This window comes from Porphyromonas bennonis DSM 23058 = JCM 16335 (assembly GCF_000375645.1).
In the GTDB taxonomy this organism is placed as follows: Bacteria; Bacteroidota; Bacteroidia; order Bacteroidales; family Porphyromonadaceae; genus Porphyromonas_A; species Porphyromonas_A bennonis.
In genome coordinates, this window is sequence record NZ_AQWR01000031.1 from 1 (window position 1) to 22,961 (window position 22,961).

At 56.1% G+C, this 22,961-nt stretch carries 20 protein-coding genes; 5 read left to right on the top strand and 15 right to left on the bottom strand.

The features are described from left to right. The 5 genes from B088_RS08685 to tsf all read left to right on the top strand — a co-directional run. On the top strand, positions 1 to 192 hold a 192-nt coding region (locus B088_RS08685), incomplete at its 5' end, for a hypothetical protein (protein WP_038973977.1). Positions 193 to 1,074: 882 nt separating this feature from the next. Further along, positions 1,075 to 1,533, top strand: coding sequence for a 50S ribosomal protein L13 (gene rplM / locus B088_RS06140; protein ID WP_018107543.1), 459 nt, complete (start codon positions 1,075 to 1,077; stop codon positions 1,531 to 1,533). A 15-nt stretch (positions 1,534 to 1,548) separates the two neighbouring features. Next, on the top strand, positions 1,549 to 1,935 hold the full coding sequence (rpsI, locus tag B088_RS06145; protein WP_018107544.1) for a 30S ribosomal protein S9: 387 nt from the start codon (positions 1,549 to 1,551) through the stop codon (positions 1,933 to 1,935). Positions 1,936 to 2,055: 120 nt separating this feature from the next. Further along, positions 2,056 to 2,937: a 30S ribosomal protein S2 gene (rpsB, locus tag B088_RS06150; RefSeq protein ID WP_025082137.1), complete on the top strand. Its 882-nt coding sequence runs from the start codon at positions 2,056 to 2,058 to the stop codon at positions 2,935 to 2,937. Positions 2,938 to 3,109: 172 nt separating this feature from the next. Next, the gene (gene tsf, locus B088_RS06155) at positions 3,110 to 3,934 is read left to right on the top strand and encodes a translation elongation factor Ts (RefSeq protein WP_018107546.1); all 825 of its coding nucleotides are present in this window, start codon (positions 3,110 to 3,112) and stop codon (positions 3,932 to 3,934) included. Positions 3,935 to 4,085: 151 nt separating this feature from the next. Here tsf and B088_RS06160 read toward each other — a convergent pair whose 3' ends face one another. From B088_RS06160 to rimP, 15 genes are all read right to left on the bottom strand, one after another. Next, complete coding sequence (locus tag B088_RS06160) at positions 4,086 to 5,753, bottom strand: dipeptidase (protein ID WP_026170527.1); 1,668 nt, start codon at positions 5,751 to 5,753, stop codon at positions 4,086 to 4,088. A 91-nt stretch (positions 5,754 to 5,844) separates the two neighbouring features. Further along, positions 5,845 to 7,422: a fimbria major subunit gene (locus B088_RS06165; RefSeq protein WP_018107548.1), complete on the bottom strand. Its 1,578-nt coding sequence runs from the start codon at positions 7,420 to 7,422 to the stop codon at positions 5,845 to 5,847. A gap of 14 nt (positions 7,423 to 7,436) precedes the next feature. After that, positions 7,437 to 9,377 carry a RecQ family ATP-dependent DNA helicase gene (locus B088_RS06170; protein ID WP_018107549.1) on the bottom strand — a complete coding sequence of 647 codons (1,941 nt, stop codon included), beginning with the start codon at positions 9,375 to 9,377 and terminating at the stop codon, positions 7,437 to 7,439. Between the two features lie 15 nt (positions 9,378 to 9,392). Next, positions 9,393 to 11,126 (bottom strand): single-stranded-DNA-specific exonuclease RecJ, encoded by a 1,734-nt coding sequence (gene recJ / locus B088_RS06175; protein WP_018107550.1) that lies wholly within the window; start codon positions 11,124 to 11,126, stop codon positions 9,393 to 9,395. A gap of 119 nt (positions 11,127 to 11,245) precedes the next feature. Then, a complete protein-coding gene (locus B088_RS08360) occupies positions 11,246 to 11,662 on the bottom strand; it encodes a YraN family protein (RefSeq protein WP_025082140.1) in 417 nt (138 codons plus the stop codon). Next, complete coding sequence (locus tag B088_RS08365; protein ID WP_162138001.1) at positions 11,643 to 12,149, bottom strand: MGMT family protein; 507 nt, start codon at positions 12,147 to 12,149, stop codon at positions 11,643 to 11,645. The genes B088_RS08360 and B088_RS08365 overlap by 20 nt, the downstream gene beginning before the upstream one ends. Continuing rightward, a complete protein-coding gene (locus tag B088_RS06190; RefSeq protein ID WP_018107553.1) occupies positions 12,115 to 12,417 on the bottom strand; it encodes a Dabb family protein in 303 nt (100 codons plus the stop codon). The genes B088_RS08365 and B088_RS06190 overlap by 35 nt, the downstream gene beginning before the upstream one ends. A 3-nt stretch (positions 12,418 to 12,420) precedes the next feature. Continuing rightward, positions 12,421 to 13,671: a phosphoserine phosphatase SerB gene (serB, locus tag B088_RS06195; protein ID WP_018107554.1), complete on the bottom strand. Its 1,251-nt coding sequence runs from the start codon at positions 13,669 to 13,671 to the stop codon at positions 12,421 to 12,423. 204 nt (positions 13,672 to 13,875) lie between these two features. Then, positions 13,876 to 15,123 carry a SufB/SufD family protein gene (locus tag B088_RS06200; protein ID WP_081605478.1) on the bottom strand — a complete coding sequence of 416 codons (1,248 nt, stop codon included), beginning with the start codon at positions 15,121 to 15,123 and terminating at the stop codon, positions 13,876 to 13,878. Between the two features lie 3 nt (positions 15,124 to 15,126). Next, complete coding sequence (sufC, locus tag B088_RS06205) at positions 15,127 to 15,882, bottom strand: Fe-S cluster assembly ATPase SufC (RefSeq protein WP_018107556.1); 756 nt, start codon at positions 15,880 to 15,882, stop codon at positions 15,127 to 15,129. A 25-nt stretch (positions 15,883 to 15,907) separates the two neighbouring features. Continuing rightward, positions 15,908 to 17,347 carry a Fe-S cluster assembly protein SufB gene (gene sufB, locus B088_RS06210; protein WP_018107557.1) on the bottom strand — a complete coding sequence of 480 codons (1,440 nt, stop codon included), beginning with the start codon at positions 17,345 to 17,347 and terminating at the stop codon, positions 15,908 to 15,910. A gap of 51 nt (positions 17,348 to 17,398) precedes the next feature. Further along, complete coding sequence (locus B088_RS06215; RefSeq protein ID WP_018107558.1) at positions 17,399 to 17,887, bottom strand: CvpA family protein; 489 nt, start codon at positions 17,885 to 17,887, stop codon at positions 17,399 to 17,401. A 30-nt stretch (positions 17,888 to 17,917) separates the two neighbouring features. Further along, positions 17,918 to 20,785 carry a translation initiation factor IF-2 gene (infB, locus tag B088_RS06220; RefSeq protein WP_018107559.1) on the bottom strand — a complete coding sequence of 956 codons (2,868 nt, stop codon included), beginning with the start codon at positions 20,783 to 20,785 and terminating at the stop codon, positions 17,918 to 17,920. 72 nt (positions 20,786 to 20,857) lie between these two features. Continuing rightward, the gene (gene nusA, locus B088_RS06225; RefSeq protein ID WP_025082142.1) at positions 20,858 to 22,258 is read right to left on the bottom strand and encodes a transcription termination factor NusA; all 1,401 of its coding nucleotides are present in this window, start codon (positions 22,256 to 22,258) and stop codon (positions 20,858 to 20,860) included. 25 nt (positions 22,259 to 22,283) lie between these two features. Beyond that, positions 22,284 to 22,754 (bottom strand): ribosome assembly cofactor RimP, encoded by a 471-nt coding sequence (rimP, locus tag B088_RS06230; protein ID WP_018107561.1) that lies wholly within the window; start codon positions 22,752 to 22,754, stop codon positions 22,284 to 22,286. Positions 22,755 to 22,961: the final 207 nt, after the last annotated feature.

Sequence of the window (22,961 nt, forward strand, 5' to 3'; positions counted from 1 at the left end):
CTGGACGTGGTGATGCTTGAGGACCAGCAGCTTAAGAGGAAGAATAATGAGGCAAAGAACTTCAACATTATGTCTAAAATCGCTCTTTTCTTTGTCGACAAAATGAAGGAAAAAAGCGGCAAAAGACTCATCACCCAATTCCGGACCAACGCCACTCTGAAGCCCTCCGAGCTGCTATCTATCAAGCTGTGAGCCCATTCCCCAAAAACGTCAGCCCTGGGCAGATGACCAGGGGTGACGCATTTGAGCCATAAAGCAAGGAAGCGATAATCCCTATCGCTGTGCAATCCCGTCGACTGATCCCCGCCCTGCTGCTACCGTCTGCCGATCCCGCAGGGGCGAAGCCCCGGAGGGATCATCGCTTTTTAGACCGGGTGTCGAGGCACGAAGTGCCGAAGACCCCGGGAAAGAAGACCTCGGGAAAGATATACGACCCCGCCAGGGTGTCGCACTTACCAGTTTGTCAATCAGTGCGACACCCTAGCGGGGTCGCGGGATCGTTTGCGATGTCTAATCCCCGGGTCGTCGGGGCTACGCCCCTCGACCCGGGTCTAAAAAGCGGGCACCCCTGTCGGGGTGCTTCGTTCCTCACTCTTCACGATGAGTTGGATGACTTATTTAAAGCTCAAATGCGTCACCCTTGGGCAGATGACGGGACAGGGGTACTCGACCAACAGTGACCCCTCAGACTAATACCGGTATTAGAAATAACAGATCTTCACCCGCTGACAGTCAGCATAGTGTGAGACTCTTTGTTTTGCTCTCTGGAGGACTCCGAGTCCGACCGCTCAGGATGGGGGATCCTGATGCATTTGTCCTCTCCCAATGCTCGGATAGAGCGCCTGAGGAGCACAAGTCGGACTCAGACGAGGGTACATGATTGCCTGGGTTAGAGAAAAGTGCTATCTTTGCACGCCGATTATTATCAAGAGGTCTGATGTCGAGAGCTATGGCTTATCCTCGCAGGGGGCTGCACGCCCACCACTGATTTGCAAAGAGAGACCGTTTTTCACAGGCCGGGCTCGCGAGACATCTACCGCTGGATATAACTCAATACTAATAAGTTACTAGTAAATGGATACTTTAAGTTATAAGACCATTTCTGCAAATAAGGCAACTGTCGAGGCTGAGTGGCTTCTCGTAGACGCCACCGGTCAGCCCATCGGACGACTCTGCAGTGAGATCGCCAAGTTGCTGAGAGGGAAGCACAAGCCTTCCTTCACACCGCACGTAGACTGCGGTGACAACGTCGTTGTCATCAATGCTGACAAGGCCATCATGACCGGCAAGAAGTGGACCGATCGCGTCTATGTGCGCTACACTCGCTTCCCCGGAGGACAGCGTCTCTCCTCTCCTAAGAGAGAGTTTGAGAAGGGTGGTGCAGACCGCCTCGTCCGTCGTATGGTAGCAGGGATGCTGCCAAAGAATCGCCTCGGCAAGACGCTGATCAATCACCTCTACATCTATGGAGGTGAGGAGCACGATAAGGCTGCTCAGAAGCCCCGTAAGATCGAATTCCCCAACCTGAAGTAAGAGAAATAGCATAGCATGGAAGTAATCAATGCACTCGGCAGAAGAAAGGCATCTGTCGCCCGTGTCTATCTCAAGGAGGGCAGCGGGAACATCACGATCAATAAGAAGGCTCTGGAGGAGTTCTTCCCCAATCCTTTCCTCATCCGCATCGTGAAGCAGCCTCTGGCTCTCCTCGGTGTAGAGGATCGCTACGACATCAATATCAACGTCAATGGCGGTGGCACCACCGGTCAGAGCGAGGCCTCTCGTCTCGGTATCGCTCGTGCTCTCGTCAAGGTCAATCCTGACGACAAGGCTGCGCTGCGTGCAGCCGGCTTCATGACTCGCGACGACCGTGTCGTAGAGCGTAAGAAGCCCGGTCAGCCCGGAGCTCGTCGTAAGTTCCAGTTCTCTAAGCGTTAACCTAATCGAGCAGTTCGCTGTAAGACTACGTTTAGCATCCAAGCTTGTGAGATGGGGCTCTGTCGCCCCCTACTGCGCAGGCTGATCTCTTAAGATAATCAAGAAGAAAGTAAACGATATATGTCACAAATAACGTTTGACCAATTGCTCGATGCAGGCGCACACTTCGGTCACCTTACCCGTAAGTGGAATCCTGCAATGGCTCCATACATCTTTATGGAGCAGAATGGCATCCATATCATCGATCTGCACAAGACCGTAGCTAAGATCGATGAGGCATGTGAGGCTCTCAAGAAGTTTGCCCAGGAGGGTAAGACTGTCCTCTTTGTCGCTACCAAGAGATCGGCTCAGGAGTCGGTAGCGAGGCTTTGCGGAGAGGCAGGTATCCCCTTCGTCACCGAGCGCTGGCTGGGTGGTATGCTGACCAACTTCCCCACCATCCGTAAGACGGTCTCCAAGATGGACCGCATCGACAGGATGAAGGGCGAGGGCGTCTTCGACAACCTCTCCAAGCGTGAGAAGCTGCAGATCGACCGTCAGCGTGAGAAGCTGGAGAAGAACTTCGGCTCCATCGCTTCCATGAAGACGCTCCCCAGCGCCATCTTCGTCATCGACTCCGTGCGTGAGCACATCGCTGTCAAGGAGGCTCACCTGCTCGGTATCCCCGTCTTTGCTATCGCTGATACCAACGCTAATCCGCGCGACATCGACTTCCTGATCCCCGCCAACGACGACTCCCACGATGGCATCGAGCTGATCGTGGCTGCCGCTTGCGAGGCTATCAAGGAGGGCTCTCAGGAGCGCAAGATCCAGAATACGGACAACTCCGGTAAGGAGGGTGACTCCGAGGATGAGAGTGGCGAGGGCCGCGGCCGTCGTCGCCGTCGCTTCTCCGGTGTCCGTCGTGCCATGGAGGAGAGTGAGGAGCAGGAGGCTGACTCTTCCGCTGAGGAGAGTGAGGCTGATAACGAGACCGAGACCGAGACTTCGACTGAGGAGTAAGGCAATCGCTTATTACCCATTCCTCGTGAGGGTACGCCCACCGATGACTTCAGTCTATCGGTCATTATGACACTAAGGCCCTCTTGCTTCCATCGTAATAAGAGGGGACGCAAGAGGACCTTACTTTTTTATACCAGCTAATAATCATAACAACTAAACTACATACACTACTATGGATGTATCGATGAAGGACATCAAGGCACTGCGCGATCTTACCAATGCAGGCCTTGCTGACATTAAGAAGGCTCTCCAGGAGGCTGAGGGAGATCACGACAAGGCTGTCGAGATCCTCCGTAAGCGTGGTCAGGCTATCGCTGCCAAGCGCTCTGAGCGTACCGCTGAGCAGGGCTGCGTGCTTGCTAAGTACGAGGATGGCTTTGCTGCTATCGTCGCGCTGAAGTGTGAGACCGACTTCGTCTCTGCTACCGATGGATTCCGTGCCGTGACCGAGGGCATCCTCGACGTCGCCATGAAGCATAAGCCGAAGTCTCTCGAGGAGCTTCTCGCTCTCACGATGGAGAACGGTCACACGGTAGAGGCTGAGGTGACTCAGCAGTCCGGTGTCACGGGTGAGAAGGTCGAGCTCGGTCACTACGAGTACATCGAGGCACCTCATACCTGTGGCTATATCCACGCCGGTAATATGCTCGCTGCGATCGCAGGATTCAATGTAGAGCCCTCTGAGAAGATGGCCAATGAGATCTGCATGCAGATCGCGTCGATGAATCCTGTCGCTATCATGCCTGAGGGCGTGACTGAGGAGATCAAGGAGCGTGAGCTCGAGATCGCTCGCGATAAGGCTCGTGAGCAGGGCAAGCCCGAGAACCTCCTCGATCGCATCGCCGAGGGATCTCTCAATAAGTACTACAAGGAGAATTGCCTCCTCATGCAGGAGTCCATCCTCGACAGCAAGAAGACTGTAGAGCAGATCCTGAAGTCTGAGAATAAGGAGCTCACTGTAGTCGACTTCAAGCGTGTCAATCTGAATAAGGACTAATCGTCCCTCCCGATAATTACTAATGGGGGCTGTATCGCACACTGCGGTACAGCCCCCATTGCAGTAGGTAAGATCTCAGATGATAGTAAGAGATTAGGGAGCAGCACCACATGTGGTGCTGCTCCCTAATCTTAGTGTCTTGGTCGGGTGCTTACTTGCAGCCCTCGGGGACGATCAGTTGCTTGGGATCGTCCTCTGCGATGGACTTGTAGTAACTCTGGCTGTAGCCGGGCTGGTCAGGGAAGACGATCATGCCGTTCTCGGTCTCGAAGTGACCATTCTTCTCCTTCTTGACATTACCATCGATATACTTGACGATGAGGTACTGAGCCAGCTCGCGGTAGCGATCGGTGGCACCATTGGCGCACTTGGCTGAGTACTGCGTCAGGTAGGCGACAGCGGCCTCACGACCCTCGCTCTTCTCGATCTCGAGGGCGCGTGCCTCCACGGCAGCCTGGTTGTCGAAGAATCCCTTCTCCAGCTCCTGCTGTACCGGGCGGATGTCGCGGATCATGTAGTCGTACTTGCTGTAGCACATATTGGCAACCCAGTTATTGATCCAGAAGGCACTGGTCCAGGAGAACTCGGTCATGCTGCCATTGCCGACGCGGAAGGCGAGGGGAGACTCTGTGATGCAGCCGTACATGGGTGAGAAGACGGTTGTATTGGCATCATCGCAGCCAAACCAGAGTACAGGTCCGACGAGGTCGGGCTTGTTGTTGCGGAGCTGAGCCACGAGGACGAAGCCGGTCTGCTGGGTAGCGATAGCGCGCTCATTGAGATACTCCTTGCCGTCGACCGTGAAGTTCATCGGTCTCCAGCGGTAAGGGACGCCATAGGTAGCTCCTGCATCCTTTGTCATATCCATAGGGGTACCCTCGTAGTGATCGCGCATCATATTCTGCACGTCAGCGACAGAGAGCTTGCGATCAGGGACGACGTAGAGAGGCATCGGCTCGGCATCTGCCTTATAGCCCATCACGAGGTCGGTGTACTGGTCCATGCCCTTGTGGAAGCGATTGAAGTACGACCATACTCTCGCCTCGCAGCCTCGCAGCCCGCTGAAGGTGTAGGGATTGTAGACCTTCTGGAAGGAGAAGTCTGCATCCTTACCCTTGAAGAGACCCTTCTGGCGGGCAAAGGAGATGACGTCCTTGGAGTAGAGCCAGTTATCCTTATCCTTAAAGTTGATCTTCTGGATACGGGCCTGATTGGCGTGCGCCGTGATGGCGTTGTCGGGGATACGGGTGGCTACCCAGACGGCGCCCTTCTCGCCCTTACCCTTGCCGATCAGCTCCATGAGCCATACCTCGTTCTTGTCAGCGATGGTGAAGGTCTCTCCGGTGCTGCAGTACCCGTGGTCACGGACGAGACCGGTCATGACGTCGATCGCCTCGCGGGCACTTTTGGAGCGCTGCAGGGCAATGTAGATCAGGCTGCCGTAGTCGATGAGACCCTCGGTCCCCTCGAGCTGCTCCAGTCCGCCCCAGGTGGTCTCAGTGATGCAGACCTGGTGCTCATTCATATTCCCCACCACGTTGTAAGTGTGAGCGACCTGAGGGATCTGTCCCTTGTACTCGCCCGTGTCCCACACGTAGACATCCATCATGTGTCCCGGCTCCCAGTCACGGGCTGCCCAGTGGTAGAGCTCTCCGTAGAGGGTGTGGCTGTCGGCTGCATAGCTGACGATGACGCTCCCGTCGACAGAGGCATTCTTGCCGACGATGAGGTTAGTACATGCTTGGGAGCTCTGAGGAAGCAGGAGCGCTGAAGCGAGCACTGCACTCAGAGTCATACCCCACTGCAATAGTTTTTTCATAGGTTGCTTTGAGTAATCCTTATGATTGAACAAATGATTGAACTTGATACCGCAATATAGTCATTTTCCGCCGAATTAGCGTCAGATCTACTTACAGGTCTATCTTCATCTCGATCAGTGTGCGGTCATCCTGCTCAATGGTGAAGCTTGCGGTGCTCGAGTCTGTGTAGCTGACTCCCTCGACGAGGCTCTCGTACGTGGGCGCTCCGAGGTGGGTGATAGACTGGATGGTGATGAGGTACAGCGTATTACGCACCACGGCATACCGCCCGATGATCTCGAGGGAGGGTGCGACATCATCACCGAAGTGCCTGATCGGGATGCTGTAGAAGGCGTACCCCTTAGTGTAGATCTTAAGATCCTCGGAGTCGTATCCCTCGTCTTCGGGCTTATTAGCCAGTGGATCTCCCAGCTGTGGGTCAGTAGTCCCGGACTTGAGCGCTGTATTGATTGCAAGACCGATCTCCAGGAGTTTCGTTTGTTCCTTTGTGGGCTTAGAATTCTTTGCCTTATAGGCAGCGACCGCTTTTTCATACTCATTCTTAAACTTTATCCAGTCGTAGTTCTTGCCCTTATAGGAGAACCAAGTCATTTGTGAGCTTACGGAGTAGGGAAGCTCGCTGGTTGTAGGTGTTACTTGCACTTTCATGATCAGCCTAGTTACGGTCTGGGTGCAGAGGTCGCCGGGGGCAGTGGTGTTTTCCGGTACTATTATAGGCTTGGTGATCTCCTTTGTTGATGAAAACGCAGAATAGAGGGAGGAATGACTTATCTTTATATGGCTGTAGCTGAAGCTTTCCCTGAACTGATCTCCAGTCCATGACTTGAGTCCTGAGTAGTTGTTGTCCATCGGGATGGAGAGGCCGAGCTCTTTGTCCTCTGCCATCTGAGGAAATAGCAGCAGAGTTTTATTCAGCACGTCAGGATAAAGCTGTACACGATCCTCTGCGGTAACCTCCGACTCTCCCGGTTCCTTCCGGATATTCTCGTACTTTACGAGTATAGCGGCATCGGTAGCCTTGAGGGTAATGCCACCAAGCTTCAGGGGGCTCGAGCCTATCGCCTTGAGGAGGTCTTCCCTTGAGACCTTCGTCGGGTTGTCGATGTTTGTAGCCGAGCTGTATAGCTTGGTGGAGTACTTTAGATCATTGCCATGAATTGTCTCGTTGGTAAAGTCTATGTCGAGCGGGCGCTTGAGCTCGTTGTAGTCCTTGCCGGTTGTTGTCGCGCTAATGATCGCCTGAGAAGGTGTGGAGAAGAAGATGATGGTGTAGTCTGCCGGGGCTATCCCGCTAATGCCGGTGATGGATAGCAGCCCTCCGTTGCTCTCAGGATTGAGCAGGTCGGCTCCCTCTCTGTCATCCTGGAATAATCTAATGTCTTTGTCAAAGGCATAAGCCACTTCTGTCGGGTTCCCCGACTCGTCCTGCTTGTACAGCACTACTCTGAGACCGTTCATAGTCCAGAGCTGCCCCTTGTCCTCTATGAGGTTGTTGTCGGCCCTGAGTCGTGCGTCAGGTCGTTGGTGGGTGGCGACATTGAGGTCAAAGGAGATCGATGCCGTACCGGATGTGGCCGGATCGACGTCTTCCAGCTCCTGTCGCGGGCTGCTGCATCCTACTGCGAGAAGCGCTATGGAGGCGAGTAGGGTACTCTTTAGTCTTTTCATGAGTTACGTTTTAGCTATTGGTTATTGAGTATAATCTTATCTTGAGAGCTGTCCACAGTATATCCCTGTGAGGATAGGAAGTTAAGCGTGTACTTCCACTCCTTACGGCTAAGCGTGGGAAACAGTTGCTTCAGCTCGTCCCTCCCGATACCCTCTTTGCCCCGCGAGAGTATCTCCTCCGTGATGTCGTGGATAAGTCTGTAGGTCAGCTTCCCGGACTTGTGGGACAGGCAGTAGTCGCAGTATCCGCAAGGGAGTGGGTCTCGCTCCCCGAAGTAGTCCATTAGGATCCTGACCCTGCAGTCATCGTCGCAATGGATGTAGTCTATCATCCGCGTGAGGCGATCGATCTCCCCTTGCAGCTGATGGTCGTAGATATATGAGGGGATCTTGACCTCCCTCCCCGGGAGGCGCTGCCGGGTGTATACGATGTAGTCAGATCGCTGCCCCGGCACATAGTCGATCACGCCCCATCGGCGCATCTGGATCAGCATCCGATAGAGCTGCTCGGGGAGCAGTCCCAGCTTGGACTGGAGCATCGACTCATCGATAAAGGCGTACTCCGTAAAGATCCCCTCATAGCTCCGGAGCAGGAGCTCGACCAAGTCGTCATACTTCTCCTCCCCATCGGTAAAGAAGGTGTAGAGATCCTGTCGGTGTATGGTAAATATCAGCCGGCTCGCCATATGGTAGTCCTCCTTGTACTCTATATAGCCGGAGAGGCTGAGGATCTTGAGTGAAGCTCTGAGGACGTAGAGGGGACAGTGATACCGCTTGATAAAGTCGTAAGGTAGGAGTTCGTGGTACGATCCTGTACCCGACTCCACAGCTACCCGGAAGAAGTCTCCCAGCCAATTGTATATCTGTACAACGGTCTCCGGAGGCGGGTAGTGCGACTTGATCAGCTTGGAGAGGTACTCCTCGTCCTCCTGTGGGGTATAGAGCAGCACGGCATAGGACTGCTTCCCATCCCTCCCGGCTCGTCCCGCCTCCTGGTAGTAGCTCTCGGGGCTAAATGGAGAGATCGGGTGGATCACCAGGCGAACATTATCCTTGTCTATACCCATACCGAAGGCTGTGGTGCAGACCATGATCCTCAGCTCGTCGCTCTGCCAGGCGCTCTGTCGCTGCTGCTTGACGGCAGGATCCAGACCGGCGTGGAAGAAGTCTGCGCTGAATCCTGCGTCCCGGAGCAGCTCGGCGTAGCGCTCTGCCTGCCGTCGGGTCCGGACGTAGACGAGACTGCTCCCCTCCACGCTGGAGAGGATATGGATCAGCTCACGAGGCTTATTGTAGGTCCTGCGGACGACATAGGAGAGACTGTCTCGGTAGAAGCTCCTCTTGTAGATCCTGTAGCCCTCCCTGAATTCCAGGCTCCGCACCACGTCCTCCACGACGCGAGGAGGAGCCGTTGCCGTGAGGGCAAGTATCGGCACTTCCTCTCCGATAAAGGTCCGAGCGGACGCAATATTGAGATAGTCGGGTCTGAAGTCGTACCCCCACTGGCTGATGCAGTGACACTCATCGACCACGATGAGTGAGATGTCCATTGCGCTCAGCCTGCGGAGGAAGAGCTCGTTTTGCAGTCGCTCCGGGGCGATGTAGAGGATCTTATAGTCCGAGGCGTAGACGATATTGTCCAGCACCGCGAGCGTCTCACTGCGGGTCATCCCGCTATAGAGCGCCTGCGCGTGGATCTGCAGCGATCTGAGCTTATCGACCTGATCCCTCATCAGGGCGACGAGGGGCGTGATCACAAGTGTGATCCCATCGAGCATCAGCGCAGGTACCTGGAAGGTGATCGACTTTCCTCCTCCCGTCGGCATCAGAGCAAGAGTGTCGTGTCCCTCGAGGACCGACCTGATGACCTCCTCCTGCATGGGGCGAAAGGAGTCGTACCCCCAGACCTCTCTCAGTACTTCAAGAGGTGTCGCCCGACTCAGATCCTTACTCATGTGCCCTCCTGATCCTTACAGATCTGCGGTGTGGAGACGGATGTCCTTGATGTTAAGCTGAGTGTTGTGGTGCCCCTGCCTCGTGAATTCGTCTATGGTATACGCCACGTCAAAGGTCGTATCCTGCTGGAGCATAGCGAGCTTGTCCGCCTGATTGTACGCCATGGCCTGCATAATAGGCATCTGATCGGGCATACTGAGGACGAGCTTAAGGTGCGACCCCTGGTATCCGGTGATACGGGGAGGGGTGACGCAGACCACGCCGTAGGTGACGAAGATGGGCGGCTCATTACCGTGACCAAAGGGGGCGAGCTTGAGCAGCTGGCGTCTAAATTTCGGGGTGATCTCCCTGAGTTTCAGCTCCTCCTCGATATGGAGTACCGGGGTGAGGTCGTCCAGCGAGATCTCCCGGTCAGCTAGCTCCGTCACTTCCTTCATGAATCGGTGGAAGTTCTTCTTCTTGATCGTGAGACCGGACGCAAAGGGATGCCCGCCGAAGTTCTCCAGCAGGTCGGCGCACCGCTCGATCAGGGAGTAGATGTTGAAGCCGCGCACACTCCGAGCCGATCCCGAGATGGTCTGGCTGTCCGAGTCGGAGAGTACGATCGTGGGACGGTTGTACTTCTCGCTCAGACGGCTCGCCACTATCCCGATGACACCGCTGTGCCAGGAGGGATCATAGACCACGATCACTTTGTGCTGATCCATGTCCTTAAATCCCTCCACGATCTCATTCGCCTCCTGCGTGATCGACTGATCGATCTCCCGTCGCTGGGTATTGTACTTATCCAGATTGACGCTCCGCTTGAGGGCGTCCTTTGGGTTCTTGGAGAGAAGTAGCTCCACCGACTCCCGACCATTTTGGATCCGGCCGGAGGCATTGATCCGCGGACCGATCTTGAAGATGATGTCCGAAATGTCCAGAGTCTGATTGCTTATGCCGCTGACATTAATCAGCCCCTTGAGACCCATGGTGGGGTGGCGATTGAGCTTCTTGAGCCCATAGTACGCCAGGATCCTATTCTCATCCCGTAGCTCCACCAGATCAGCGGCGCAGCTGACGGCCACCAGGTCGACGAGGTCGTAGAGACCTCTCTTGTCCGATCTATTGCTCATGGCAAAGGCCTGCATGAGCTTGAAGCCCACCCCACATCCGGAGAGCTCCTTGAATGGGTATCCCGAGTCGGGAGCCTTAGGATTGAGCAGCGCCACGCAATTGGGTCGCTCACGTCCCGGCAGGTGGTGATCGCAGACGATGACATCGATGCCCAGCTCGGCTGCCTTCTCGATCATCAGCACCTCCTTCGTCCCGCAGTCGAGCGTGATCAGCAGGGTACAGCCGCTCTCCTTTGCGAAGTCCAGTGCCTTATCGGAGATCCCGCTCCCCTCTGTGTAGCGGTCCGGTATGTAAAACTCGAGCAGCGGTGTGATCTGTCGCAGGTACTTGTATACCAGCGCCACGGCCGTCGTACCGTCGACGTCATAGTCGCCGTAGATCAGTATCCGCTCCTTATTGCCGATCGCCTGATTGATCCTCCGGACCGCTGCGTCCATATCCTTCATGAGGAAGGGGTCGTGCAGCTCGCTCAGCCTCGGCTCAAGGAAGTGCTCCGCCTCATCGACGCTCCTCACCCCCCGCTGCACCATAAGTGAGGTGATGGAGGTAAGGAGCTTATATTTTTGAGCCAAGAGAGATGCTATCTTCTTCTCTTCGTCAGATAGCTCTTTGACTTTCCAGTGATTATACATGGGGATAAATATTTATTCCCAAATGTAATCATTTTTGTCCATCCATCCCTTGGGGCTTGAGTTAGTGGCAGGTGGAGGCACGTCATAGTCTACTGTCGCCTTACGACCTGGGTATGGGGCTAAAGACGGAACTCCTCGTATCCCTCAGGCATGTCGTAGATCGAGTTGCGGAGTATCTTGTAGCCCGCTTCTCTTCCATCTGGAGGAAAGTAGATCAGGAGGTAGTCAAATCGGATGTCCTTGTAGGTCAGGTCTCTACCGCCATTCTTGTCGCAGAGGAAGGCCTTAGCTGCCTTGAGGATATTGAGCTGCTTCTTAGGAGGGATGAGTGACTCTATGTCCCGCAGGGCTCCGAGGTTACTCCTCGCCTTTACCTCTATGAAGCAGAGGGTGGAGCCCTCCATAACGATCAGGTCCAGCTCCAGAGGACCGGACTGATAGTTCTGTGCGATGATGGTGTAGCCCTTTTGCCGCATCAGGTCGGCGCACATCAGTTCCACCGTATGACCATCGATCTTACGTCCGTCGTCCTGCATCATCGTGGTGGCTTATCCCTCTCTCGTAGTCCAGCAGTCTCCTCTTCTGCTCCACGCCCCATCGGTAGCCGCCGATGGAGTGATCCGCCGGCACTACCCGGTGGCAGGGGAGGAGGATCATGTACCTATTCTGTGACAGGAGTCGACCCACCGCTCGGGCATATCCGCCGGGTAGGGCATTGAGCCTACAGAGCTCGCCGTAGGTCACCGTCTCTCCTCGTCGGATCCGGCAGAGGATGCTCCAGAAGTGTGGTGCCCACTCGGGACTCTCCTGGTGGAGCGTGTATCTGCTCGGTAGCGGGGTGCAGTGCGATAGGGCATCCTGCAGATCGTCGTAGAGGGGCGTCTCCTCGTGGAGAGTGTCCGGTGCGGGGAGACAGGACCACAGATCCAGCGTGACCGGGTCCATAAGGACCTGCACCGGACCTATCGGAGAGTCGAAGAGGTGTCTCTCACTCCTCGTAATCGACGCAGGCTCGGGAGACAAGGTAGGGCTTGATGTACTTACCCACGAGGGCGACATGATCCGGGTGGACGGCGTAGTCGTGGAGCTTCCGGAGGTCCTCACAGTGAGCGATGAGCGCGAGGTCGTACTTCTCCGCAGGATTGACATTAAGCTCTATGTGTAGGTCTACCAGCTCCTCGATGGAGTGGGGCAGCTGCTCAAAGTCTGCCTTCAGTGCGGCGAGGTGAGCCTTCTTTTCTTCTCCTGCCAGCTTCTCGTCGAGCTGGAAGAGGACAATATGAGTGATCATGATTTATTGGATGTTAGAGAATTGTATTTCATCAAGCTGCGAGTCCTTGTACCCCAGGAAGTAGAGGATGCCGTCCAGCCCGGTCGTAGTGATGGACTGCTTGGCACTCTCCTGCACCTTGGGCTTCGCGTGGAAGGCTATGCCCAGTCCCGCTGTGGAGAGCATCGGCAAGTCGTTGGCTCCATCGCCGACAGCGACGGTCTGGCGGATGTCGACCTTCTCCAGTTGGGCGATGAGCTTCAGGAGCTCCGCCTTACGTTGTCCGTCGACCACCTCACCGACATATCGTCCGGTCAGCTTCCCGTCAGGACCGACCTCGAGGTCATTGGCATAGACGTAGTCGAGGTCAAAGAGGTCCTTGAGGTAATTACCGAAGTAGGTGAAGCCACCGCTGAGGATGGCGATCTTAAAGCCGACACGCTTGAGGATATGCATCGTCCGCTCGAGACCGTCCATTAGCGGGAGATTGACGGCAATGTCATGCATGACACTTGCGTCCAGCCCCTTGAGAAGTGCCACTCGCTCCCTAAAGCTCTCTCGGAAGTCGATCTCTCCGCGCATGGCACGGGCGGTGATCTCCTTTACCTGATCCCCGACGCCTGCCCTATCGGCAAGCTCGTCGATCACCTCGGTCTTGATGAGGGTCGAGTCCATATCGAAGCAGATCAGTCGTCTCATCCGGCGGAACATGCTGTCCTGCTGGAAGGAGACGTCCATATGATGCTCGTCTGATATGCGGATGATGTGTCGCTGCATGGCGACTTGATCCTTAGGGGTGCCGCGGAGGGAGATCTCGATGCTGGCTCTCGGGTGCCGCTGATTCTCCACCAAGGGGATGCGCCCGGTCAGGCGATCCACGGAGTCGATATTCATCCCCTGATCCGCTACCTCCTTGGTGATCGCTGCCACCATATCGGCGGTGATGGTCTTGGCGAGGAGCGTGATGATGTACTTATTCTTCCCCTGATTGCCGACCCACTCCGAGTAGCTGTCCGGGTCGATGATGCGGAAGGTGACCGTCACGCCGAGGTCATTGGCGCAGAAGAGCAGGTCCTTCAGCACATTGCCACTGCCACTTGAGGAGACAGAGAAGAGGACGCCGAGGGTGAGGTGCTTATGGATGTCGACCTGCCCGATGTCGAGGATCGTCAGGTCGTGCTTAGCAAGTACGGTGGTGATGGCTGCAGTGACGCCCGGGCGATCGGTGCCATTGAAGACAGCCAGTAGGATTTCCTTCTGATCAGATGATTCCATGCTTTACAATAGTGTAGGCTCAAAACTTGTCTTAGCAAAGATAGCAATTTGCCCGACTACTTGGACGAACTCCCTTGATCTGTAGGCCGGGGGATGCATCTAATTCTCTCGAGGCAGTGGGGAGCTGTCTGTAAGGGCACAAAAAAAGGGGTCGATGTCTCTCGTGGATGAGAGGCATCGACCCTTGCTTGCTATGTGAGTGTGTTACTTGCGCCGCTGGAGGCGGGCATCCACCTTTGCCGTCAGCACCTCGCGGAGTTGCTCATCGGGGATGCGGACAAGTACATCGTGAACGAAGGCGGAGGTGAGCATATCGTGCGCCTCATCCTCGGGGATACCCCTCTGCTCCATATAGAAGAGCGCTGCCTCGTCCAGCAGACCGGTTGCCAGTCCGTGAGCGCACTTGACATCGTCAGCATAGATCTCCAGCTGAGGCTTGGAGTACATCTTTGCCTCCTTGGAGAGGAGGAGGTTGCGATTATGCTGGTCGGCATCCGTCCGGATCGCACCGGGCTCCACGTAGATCATCCCGGAGAAGCTCCCTACGGAGTGATCCGAGAGGGTGTACTTGAAGAGCTCGTCCGTGTGCCCGTCGGTCTCACTGTGGAAGATATTGGACCAAATGTCGCAGAGGTTGTCGTCGCGCAGGATCGCCAGTCCATCCATCTGCAGGTCGGCGTGCTTGCCAGCGAGGTCGATGAAGAGATTGATCCTCGTCCGCTCGGGGTGAGAGACGATCTCAGTCAGGGTCATGCGCGCATCCTCACCGATCCGGGCGTGGACGTTGTGGAGTAGGCGCGTCCCGTGAGTCTGCTCTATGTAGTCGTAGAGGTGCAGGTCAGCCCGGTCGTGCACGTAGATCTCGGTGGTGATGAGAGCAGCAGCCCCCTCCTCGGGGAGGTTGCGGTGCGACTGCATCATAGTCACCCGGCTCTCCTCGTCGCAGATGATCAGTAGGTGTCGGGCGGAGAGACCGCGACCGAGGAGATAGATCAGCTCGAGCGGGACCTCCACCCGGCGGCGTGGCTCTACGTAGAGTACCATAGCCTCCTCAGCCAGCAGGTCGGTAAGAGAGGGGACAGCCCGCTCTCTCAGGTCGCGCTGTGTCCCAAAGAGCTTTGCCGGCTCAGGATAGAGCTCAGCGAAGCGGCTCAGAGGTCCGACAAAGCAGCCCTCTATCTCTGCCCCCTCTGAGCAGAGGAGACGGCTGTCCTCCAGGAGCCGGTAGGGAGTCAGGTCGCTCTCCACTACTGTGGACTGACGTAGCTCGGTGTCATCAAAGATCCCCAGGTCGAAGTGAGCATAGTGCTCAGGTTCGTGCTTGGGAAGAGGCTTCTTGCGAAGGAGCTCCCTCGCCTCCTCCTGACGACTTGTCATCAGAGGGGAGTCTGAGGTGACGCTGTCCGAGAGGGTAAGGAAGTGCTCGGTGAGTTGTTGTTGCTTTGACATCATAACTCAGTCCTCCTTCTGCTCCTCTCTGAGCCAGTCGTAGCCCTTATCCTCCAGCTCCAGTGCGAGCTCAGGACCGCCAGTCTTTATGATTTCTCCATTCATCAGCACATGGATGACATCCGGGCGGATATAGTCGAGCAGCCTCTGGTAGTGGGTGATGACGATCGCAGAGAAGTGGGGCGAGCGCATACTATTGACCCCCTCGGCAACCGTCCTGAGGGCATCGATGTCGAGACCGGAGTCTGTCTCATCGAGGATCGCGAGAGAGGGCTCGAGGACGAGCATCTGGAAGATCTCGTTGCGCTTCTTCTCTCCGCCGGAGAAGCCTTGGTTGACAAACCTCTTCATTAGGTCGGAGGGGAGCTTCACCTGCTTCTGCTTCTCCTTGAGGAGCTTGAGGAAGTCGGCGGCCTTCACCGGATCCTTGCCCTCCTCCTTGCGCTTGGCGTTGAGGGCGGCACGGAGGAACGAGGTCATACTGACCCCGGGGATCTCCACGGGGTACTGGAAGGACATCATCAGCCCTTTCTGTGCCCGGAGTGACGGACTCATCTCGAGGAGGTTCTCACCATTGAAGGTCACGCTCCCCTGCGTGGGCTCGTAGGGTGGTCGTCCCGTGAGGACGTTGGCGAGAGTGCTCTTACCTCCGCCATTGGGACCCATGATGGCGTGTATCTCGCCGTCGGGTATGTGGAGGTTGATCCCGCGTAGTATCTCTTTGTCGCCGATATTGGCGTGTAGGTTTTCTATATGTAACATGATGTAGTATCTGTAGTAAGTGTCATTATCCCACGGAGCCCTCGAGGGAGATGGATAGGAGAGCCTTCGCCTCGATGGCAAATTCCATCGGGAGCTTCTCCATCACCTCCTGGGCGTAACCACCGACGATGAGTCCGATCGCCTCCTCCTCGGGGATGCCCCTCTGCTGGCAGTAGAAGAGCTGGTCCTCGCTGATCTTGGAGGTCATCGCCTCATGCTCGATGATGGCTGTGTCATTGAGTATATCGGCGTAGGGGAAGGTGTGCGCTCCGCACTTGTCGCCTATGAGAAGGGAGTCGCACTGGGAGTAGTTGCGAGCATTCTCGGCATTCTTCCCCAGGTAGACCAGCCCGCGGTACGAGTTCTCGGAGTGACCGGCGGAGATACCCTTGGAGACGATGGTGCTGCGGGTGTTTCTCCCCGTGTGGATCATCTTGGTCCCGGTGTCTGCCATCTGGTGATTATTGGTGACGGCAACGGAGTAAAACTCGCCCACGGAGTTGTCCCCCTTGAGGATGCAGCTGGGGTACTTCCAGGTGATCGCCGATCCTGTCTCCACCTGAGTCCAGGAGACCTTTGACCCATTGCCTCGGCAGAGGGCCCGCTTGGTGACGAGATTGAAGACTCCGCCCTTGCCCTCCTTGTCACCGGGGTACCAGTTCTGCACCGTGGAGTACTTGACCTCGGCATTCTCCTCCGCCACGATCTCGACGATGGCAGCGTGGAGCTGGTTCTCGTCCCGCTGCGGGGCCGTGCAGCCCTCGAGGTAGGAGACGTAGGAGTCGTCCTCAGCGACAATCAGGGTGCGCTCAAATTGTCCCGTATTCAGTGCATTGATCCTGAAGTACGAGCTCAGCTCCATGGGGCAGCGGACGCCCTTGGGGATGTAGACAAAGGAGCCGTCGCCGAAGACAGCCGAATTGAGGGAGGCGAAGAAATTGTCTGTTGGGGGAACGACCGTCCCGAGGTACTTCCGCACCAAGTCGGGATGTTCTCGGACCGCCTCGCTGATGGGGCAGAAGATCACTCCCTTCTCCGCCAGTTGCTTGCGGAAGGTGGTGCGGACGGAGACCGAGTCCATAACCGCATCGACGGCATAGCCGGCAAGGATCTTCCGCTCCATGACCGGGACGCCAAGCTTCTCGAAGGTCTCTTCGAGCTTTGGGTCCATCGGCTCATCGGCAGACTTCTTTTGCTTCGGTCGGGCAAAGTAAATGATGTCCTGGAAGTCTATCTCCGGGAGCTTGACGTGCCCCCAAGTAGGTACTTTCATCCTAGACCAAGCACGGAAGGCCCTGAGACGGAAGTCCAGCAGCCAGTCCGGCTCGTGGCGCATCTCAGAGATGGTGCGCACGATATTCTCATCGATCCCCTTAGGCAAGTACTCCGTCTCGATATCGGTGGTGAAGCCGTACTTGTACTCGTCTCGCTCGTCTAAGAGGTCGCTTATCTGTTCGTTATTCATAGAGTATATATAGTCCCTCCGAGGAGGGAAGGAAAAAAATAGCCACCTCCGTCAGAGATCAGTGACCTCTGCCGCGGGTGGCTCTAAGGGTGGGGTGGGGCTCAGTGCATCCCTAAGCGAGGGTGCAATCGGCTCGACCAGTTGATCTAAGAGTGGGTAGGACTGTGAGCCTCGGATCCACTCCGTATCGGGATTGAGACTCAGAACCACTGCGCAGGCTATCCAGAGCATCACTCCCGTGAAGAGCGCGTTGGTCAGTGCCCCGAGGAGGCTGTCCGGTAGTCCGAAGCGCCCGTAGGAGGAGCCGGTGATTAGATCCAGTAGCAGACGGCTGAGCCAGAGAGCCACCGCAAAGGTGATCACAATGGAGAGCACCGAGATCGATGGCGAAAAGGAGATCGCTGACCGGATCAGCCCGGTAAGATAAAGGGCAAGGACAAGGCTCAGACAGCGGAGGGCAGAGGCGAAAAATCCCAGACGCCACCCCGCAAAGAGCCCATTGAGCAATAGTAAGCCGACTGCGATATCAAACCACGGCATCTTGTGCTCTCCCTTGCTACTACTATCGTATTACTCGAGCTTGCGCTTAACTGTAAATTCCTCGAAGGTCTCGATCTGATCTCCTGTCTGAATGTCGTCGTAGTCCTTGATCGAGAGACCGCACTCCAGACCGGTGGTTACCTCCTTGACGTCGTCCTTGAAGCGCTTCAGGCTCACCAGAGGTCCCGTATGGATCACGATGCCATCGCGGATCACGCGAGCCTTATTGTCACGCGACACCTTGCCATGCTCCACCATACATCCGGCGATGGTTCCCACCTTGGGGATGCGGAAGGCCTTGCGTACCTCGAGGGTCGCAGTGACCTGCTCCTTGATCTCCGGGGAGAGCATGCCCTCCATGGCGGACTTGACGTCCTCGATCGCATCGTAGATAATCGAGTAGAAGCGGATCTCCACTCCCTCGTCCTCGGCAGCGCGCCTAGCGCCCTGAGCGGGACGTACCTGGAAGCCTACGATCAGTGCATCAGAGGCGGCCGCGAGGTCTACATCACTCTGGCTGATTGCCCCGACAGCGCTGTAGATCACGTTCACGCGGATCTCTTCAGTTGAGAGCTTAACCAGCGAGTCGGACAGTGCCTCGACAGATCCGTCCATATCTCCCTTGACGATGATATTGAGCTCCTGTACCTCGCCGTCCTTGATCTGTCGGCTGAAGGTCTCCAGGCTCGGGAGGTGCTGAGTGCGCTCCTTCTGCTCACGTTGAAGCTGCTCGCGCTGACGGGCAATATCCCTTACGTCAGCCTCTGACTCGAGGGCGTTAAGGGTCTCACCGGCAGGTGTAGCACCATTGAGTCCAAGTACCTTGACCGGCATAGAGGGTCCGACGGACTCGACGGTCTCGCCGTACTCATCGTAGAGCGCCTTCACACGACCATAATTGGCTCCGGCGACAATGTAGTCTCCGTTGCGAAGTGTACCCTCCTGGATCAGAACCTTAGTGGTGTAGCCACGACCCTGCTCAAGTGTACTCTCAAGGACGGACCCCTTAGCAAGCTTATTCGGATTGGCCTTAAGCTCGAGGAGGTCAGCTTCTAAGAGAACCTTCTCCAGCAGGTCTTGTACACCGACCCCCTTCTTGGCGGAGATCTCCTGGCACTGATACTTACCTCCCCACTCCTCTACGAGATAATTCATGGCAGCGAGCTGCTCGCGTACCATATCGGGCTTGGCTCCCGGCTTATCCACCTTATTGATGGCAAAAACGATCGGCACACCGGCCAGCGAGGCGTGAGAGATAGCCTCCTTAGTCTGAGGCATGATACCATCATCGGCTGCGATGACGATGATGACGATATCGGTCACCTTGGCTCCACGAGCACGCATGGCGGTAAAGGCCTCGTGTCCGGGAGTATCGACGAAGGTGAGCTTGCGTCCTCCCTCGAGGGTCACTCTGTAGGCACCGATGTGCTGGGTGATACCACCCGCCTCACCGGAGATGACGTCTGACTTGCGGACGGCATCGAGGAGTGAGGTCTTACCGTGATCGACGTGACCCATCACCGTCACTACGGGAGCGCGGGGCTCCAGATCCTCAGGCTTGTCCTCCTGAGTCTCGATCGCCTGCATAGCCTGTGCGTCGACATAGACAGCCTCGTAGCCATACTCATCGAGGATAAGGTCGATCTGATCCTTCTCAAGGCGCTGATTGATGGAGACCATAAGCCCGAGATTGAAGCAGTAGACGATGATGTCATTGACGGGAATGTCAAGCATCTTGGCGAGGTCGTTGACGGTGACGAACTCAGTCAGCTTGAGCTTCTTGCTCTCGCCCTCCTGTGCTCTCAGCAACTCCTCAGCCTCCTCCTGACGAGCCTCGCGCTTCTCACGGCGATACTGTGCTGCGGTCTTGCCGGGGCGGTGACCACGTCCCTGCATGGCCGCCATAGTCTTCTTGATCTGCTTCTGGATATCCTCTTGCGTGATCTCCTGCTGCTCCTCTCGGCGACGGCTCTTGCGTCCCTTCTTAGGATTAGCGGCTGCGCCGGACTTATTGTTGCGGTTGTTGCCGGAGTTATTGTTGCTGCCCCGACCGTCCTTGCTTCGACGGTTGTTGCCATCCTTACCGGCCCCCTTACCACTATCCTGCTTAGCTTGCTTGTCGATGTCGACCTTATTCCCCTTGATCCGCTTGCGCTTGCGTCGCGAGGTCTGAGGATCTATCTTGGAGAGGTCGATCTTGCCGACTACAGTGAGACCCATGTCATCGGTTGTGCCGAGGCGGTATACTCCCTCGTCCTCCTTGGACTCACCGCTGTCTGTTGCCGACTTCACTTCCTCCTTCTTGGGCTCTGATGGCTTCTGAGTATCCTTATCCGTCTGAGGCTTCTTCTCCACCGCCGGCTTCTCTTTCGCCTTGGGCACTTCCGGCTTAGGTTGCTCCACCTTTGGCTTCGGCTTCTCCACCTTCGGGGCGGCAGGCTTCTTCGGCTCCTCGACTGGCTTAGCTGGCTTGGGACTCTTGACCTCCGGTGCCGGTTTCTCCTTCGGCTTGTCGCTCTTGGACGAGACAGGGATCACGCGTCCCTTCTCATCGAGTTGGAGATGCCCCTTGACAAACGAGGGCTGAGACTTGGAGGCAGGCTCCGGCTCACTTGCCGGCTCTGCCTTGGTCACCTCCGGTTCCGGCTGCTTCGTTGGCTCGGCGGGCGTGCTGGCCTTGGGAGACTTAGAGAGATAGCTCTCGGTGAGTCGCTTCTTATCGTCCGCACTCAGATCGCTACCGTACTCCTCCAGGACAGTCTTCAGCTCAGCCGTAGTCAGCTTAGTATTGGGACTCTTGTAGTCCCCATTGGGGTTTTTCTTGCTCAGGAAGGTGCTGAGCGTGCTTACTCCAACGTTTAAGTCTCGTGCGACCTTATTTATTTTGATTGCGGGCATATATTTCTCTCTAGTCTCGGTGTCTATTCTTATTCTTGGCAGAAGTGTGAGGTCAGTCTCCCTCCCAGGTGCTTACTCCTCAGTGGTGCTCTCCTCATCCTCGCTCTCGGGAGTAGAGGAAAGTGTCTCTGCCGCCTCGGGCTGTGGCTCCATAGGGAGCTGACGGAAGCGCGGATCCCTCTCCGGCAGGTCGGGGAACTCGTCCTCGGGCAGCTCGCTGTCGTCAAACTCAGCCATCAGCACCTGCAGGATATAGTCGATCGTCTTCTCCTCCAGATCAGTAGCACGGATCAGATCCTCTCTACTGTGGCGAAGGACGCTCTTGGCGGTGTCGCAGCCAATGGATACAAGTAGGTCAATGATCCAGGGGTCGATCTCGTCATCAAACTCGGAGAGGAAAAGATCCTCCTCATCCAGCCCCTGTGTCTCATCTCTGTATATATCGATCTCGTAGCCGGTCAGCATCATGGCCAGCTTGATATTAAAGCCACTGCGACCGACAGCGTTACGGATCTCCTCCTGTGCAAGGTAGACGTCTGCGTGCTTTTCCTCAGGATTGATCCGGACATCGGCATTCTGTGCCGGGCTAAGTGCGCGCTGTATCAGCAGCTGGTCGTTGTCCGTGTACTGGAGTACGTCGATGCTCTCATTGCGAAGCTCGGACACTACTCCGCGGATACGGGAACCGCGTACGCCCACCACTGCTCCTACAGGGTCGATGCGCGTGTCGACACTCTCGACAGCCACCTTGGCACGATCACCGGGGATGCGGGCGACGCGCTTGATCATCACGAGACCATCCTGGATCTCAGGCACCTCGCGAGCAAAGAGCCGAGCGAGGAAGTCATTGCTGGTACGGCTGAGGATGATCTTAGGATTGTTATTATTATAGTCCACGCGCTCGATACAGGCGGTGACATGGTCACCCTTCTGGAAGCGGTCTCTCGGGATCATCAGCGATCGGGGCATGATCAGCTCATTGCCATCGCCATCGAGTAGCAGCAGCTCGCGCTTCCACGTCTGGTAGACCTCCGCCGTGATCAGCTCTCCGACCCGCTTACTATAATTGGCATAGAGCGTATCCTTCTCCAGCTCGAGCACCTTGGAGGCAAGGGACTGGCGAAGATTCTGGATGGCGCGGCGACCGAAGCTCTCGAAGGAAACCTTATCCGTGTACTCCTCACCCTCCTCGAGATCCTCCTCTCCCTGAGAGCGGACCTCTGAAACGGACACCTCCTTCATCTTATCGGTCACCTCCCCGTCGGGGACGATGATCCTATTGCGCCAGATCTCCACATCCCCCTCCTCGGGATTGATGATGACGTCGAAGTTATTGTCCGTGCCATACATCTTGGCGATGGCGCTACGGAGAGACTCCTCCAGTACCTTGATGAGTGTCCCCTGGTCGATGTCCTTCTGGCTCATGTAGTCTCCCAGAGCCTCCATCATTGTTGCCTGTATCTTCTTTGCCATGTATATAGTTGTATGCGCTTTAGTGTCACATCTTCAGATCATAGACCACTGACTTGACCTCCTCATAAGAGAGGCGAAGGGTCGTCGGATAGCCCTTCCGTCTCTTGTCTCCCTCGTGCTTCTCCATCCGGATCACCTCCATCTCCAGTCCCTCCTCATCTGCGGCGAGGAGGGTGCCCTTCTCGACACCTCCCTTGCGGAGTGTCGCAATGACAGGCTCCCCGATATACTTACGGTACTGCCGTGGCAGGCGGAGTGGAGAGGTGAGGCCGGCACTCGTCACAGTGAGCTCATAGTCCTCTACATCACGGTCAAAGCGCTCCTCTATATAGCGGGAGATCTCCATGATCGTGTCGAGAGAGATAGAGTCGTGGTCGCTGTCTACGGTGATGCTGATAAGGTTTCCACCCCGCACCTCCACCTCTACGAGGAAGAGGTCTTCGTGCTGAGTCAGATACCCATCAAGGGCTGACTGTATGTCTGTTACGTCTATCATCAGGTCTGTATATGGAAATAAAATGAGAAGACTCGGGGGGTCCTCTCATCTCTTACCCTTGCAAAGGTACTAAATCTTACAGCGATAGACAATCTTCGTCCCTGTCCACCCAGGGGGTGACGCATTTGAGCCTTAAAGCAAAGAAGTGATAATCCCTGTCGCTGTGCAATCCTGTCGACTGATCCCAGCCCTGCTGCTACCGCATGC

What these genes read in the sequence shown, in the direction of transcription:
- sufC (WP_018107556.1), bottom strand. Translation starts at nt 15,882, where the DNA reads ATGTTACATATAGAAAACCTACACGCCAATATCGGCGACAAAGAGATA.
- rpsB (WP_025082137.1), top strand. Translation starts at nt 2,056, where the DNA reads ATGTCACAAATAACGTTTGACCAATTGCTCGATGCAGGCGCACACTTC.
- B088_RS08360 (WP_025082140.1), bottom strand. Translation starts at nt 11,662, where the DNA reads ATGCAGGACGACGGACGTAAGATCGATGGTCATACGGTGGAACTGATG.
- rimP (WP_018107561.1), bottom strand. Translation starts at nt 22,754, where the DNA reads ATGATAGACGTAACAGACATACAGTCAGCCCTTGATGGGTATCTGACT.
- B088_RS06215 (WP_018107558.1), bottom strand. Translation starts at nt 17,887, where the DNA reads ATGCCGTGGTTTGATATCGCAGTCGGCTTACTATTGCTCAATGGGCTC.
- B088_RS06170 (WP_018107549.1), bottom strand. Translation starts at nt 9,377, where the DNA reads ATGAGTAAGGATCTGAGTCGGGCGACACCTCTTGAAGTACTGAGAGAG.
- nusA (WP_025082142.1), bottom strand. Translation starts at nt 22,258, where the DNA reads ATGGCAAAGAAGATACAGGCAACAATGATGGAGGCTCTGGGAGACTAC.
- sufB (WP_018107557.1), bottom strand. Translation starts at nt 17,347, where the DNA reads ATGAATAACGAACAGATAAGCGACCTCTTAGACGAGCGAGACGAGTAC.
- serB (WP_018107554.1), bottom strand. Translation starts at nt 13,671, where the DNA reads ATGGAATCATCTGATCAGAAGGAAATCCTACTGGCTGTCTTCAATGGC.
- rplM (WP_018107543.1), top strand. Translation starts at nt 1,075, where the DNA reads ATGGATACTTTAAGTTATAAGACCATTTCTGCAAATAAGGCAACTGTC.
- tsf (WP_018107546.1), top strand. Translation starts at nt 3,110, where the DNA reads ATGGATGTATCGATGAAGGACATCAAGGCACTGCGCGATCTTACCAAT.
- B088_RS06160 (WP_026170527.1), bottom strand. Translation starts at nt 5,753, where the DNA reads ATGAAAAAACTATTGCAGTGGGGTATGACTCTGAGTGCAGTGCTCGCT.
- B088_RS06190 (WP_018107553.1), bottom strand. Translation starts at nt 12,417, where the DNA reads ATGATCACTCATATTGTCCTCTTCCAGCTCGACGAGAAGCTGGCAGGA.
- B088_RS06200 (WP_081605478.1), bottom strand. Translation starts at nt 15,123, where the DNA reads ATGATGTCAAAGCAACAACAACTCACCGAGCACTTCCTTACCCTCTCG.
- rpsI (WP_018107544.1), top strand. Translation starts at nt 1,549, where the DNA reads ATGGAAGTAATCAATGCACTCGGCAGAAGAAAGGCATCTGTCGCCCGT.
- B088_RS06165 (WP_018107548.1), bottom strand. Translation starts at nt 7,422, where the DNA reads ATGAAAAGACTAAAGAGTACCCTACTCGCCTCCATAGCGCTTCTCGCA.
- infB (WP_018107559.1), bottom strand. Translation starts at nt 20,785, where the DNA reads ATGCCCGCAATCAAAATAAATAAGGTCGCACGAGACTTAAACGTTGGA.
- recJ (WP_018107550.1), bottom strand. Translation starts at nt 11,126, where the DNA reads ATGTATAATCACTGGAAAGTCAAAGAGCTATCTGACGAAGAGAAGAAG.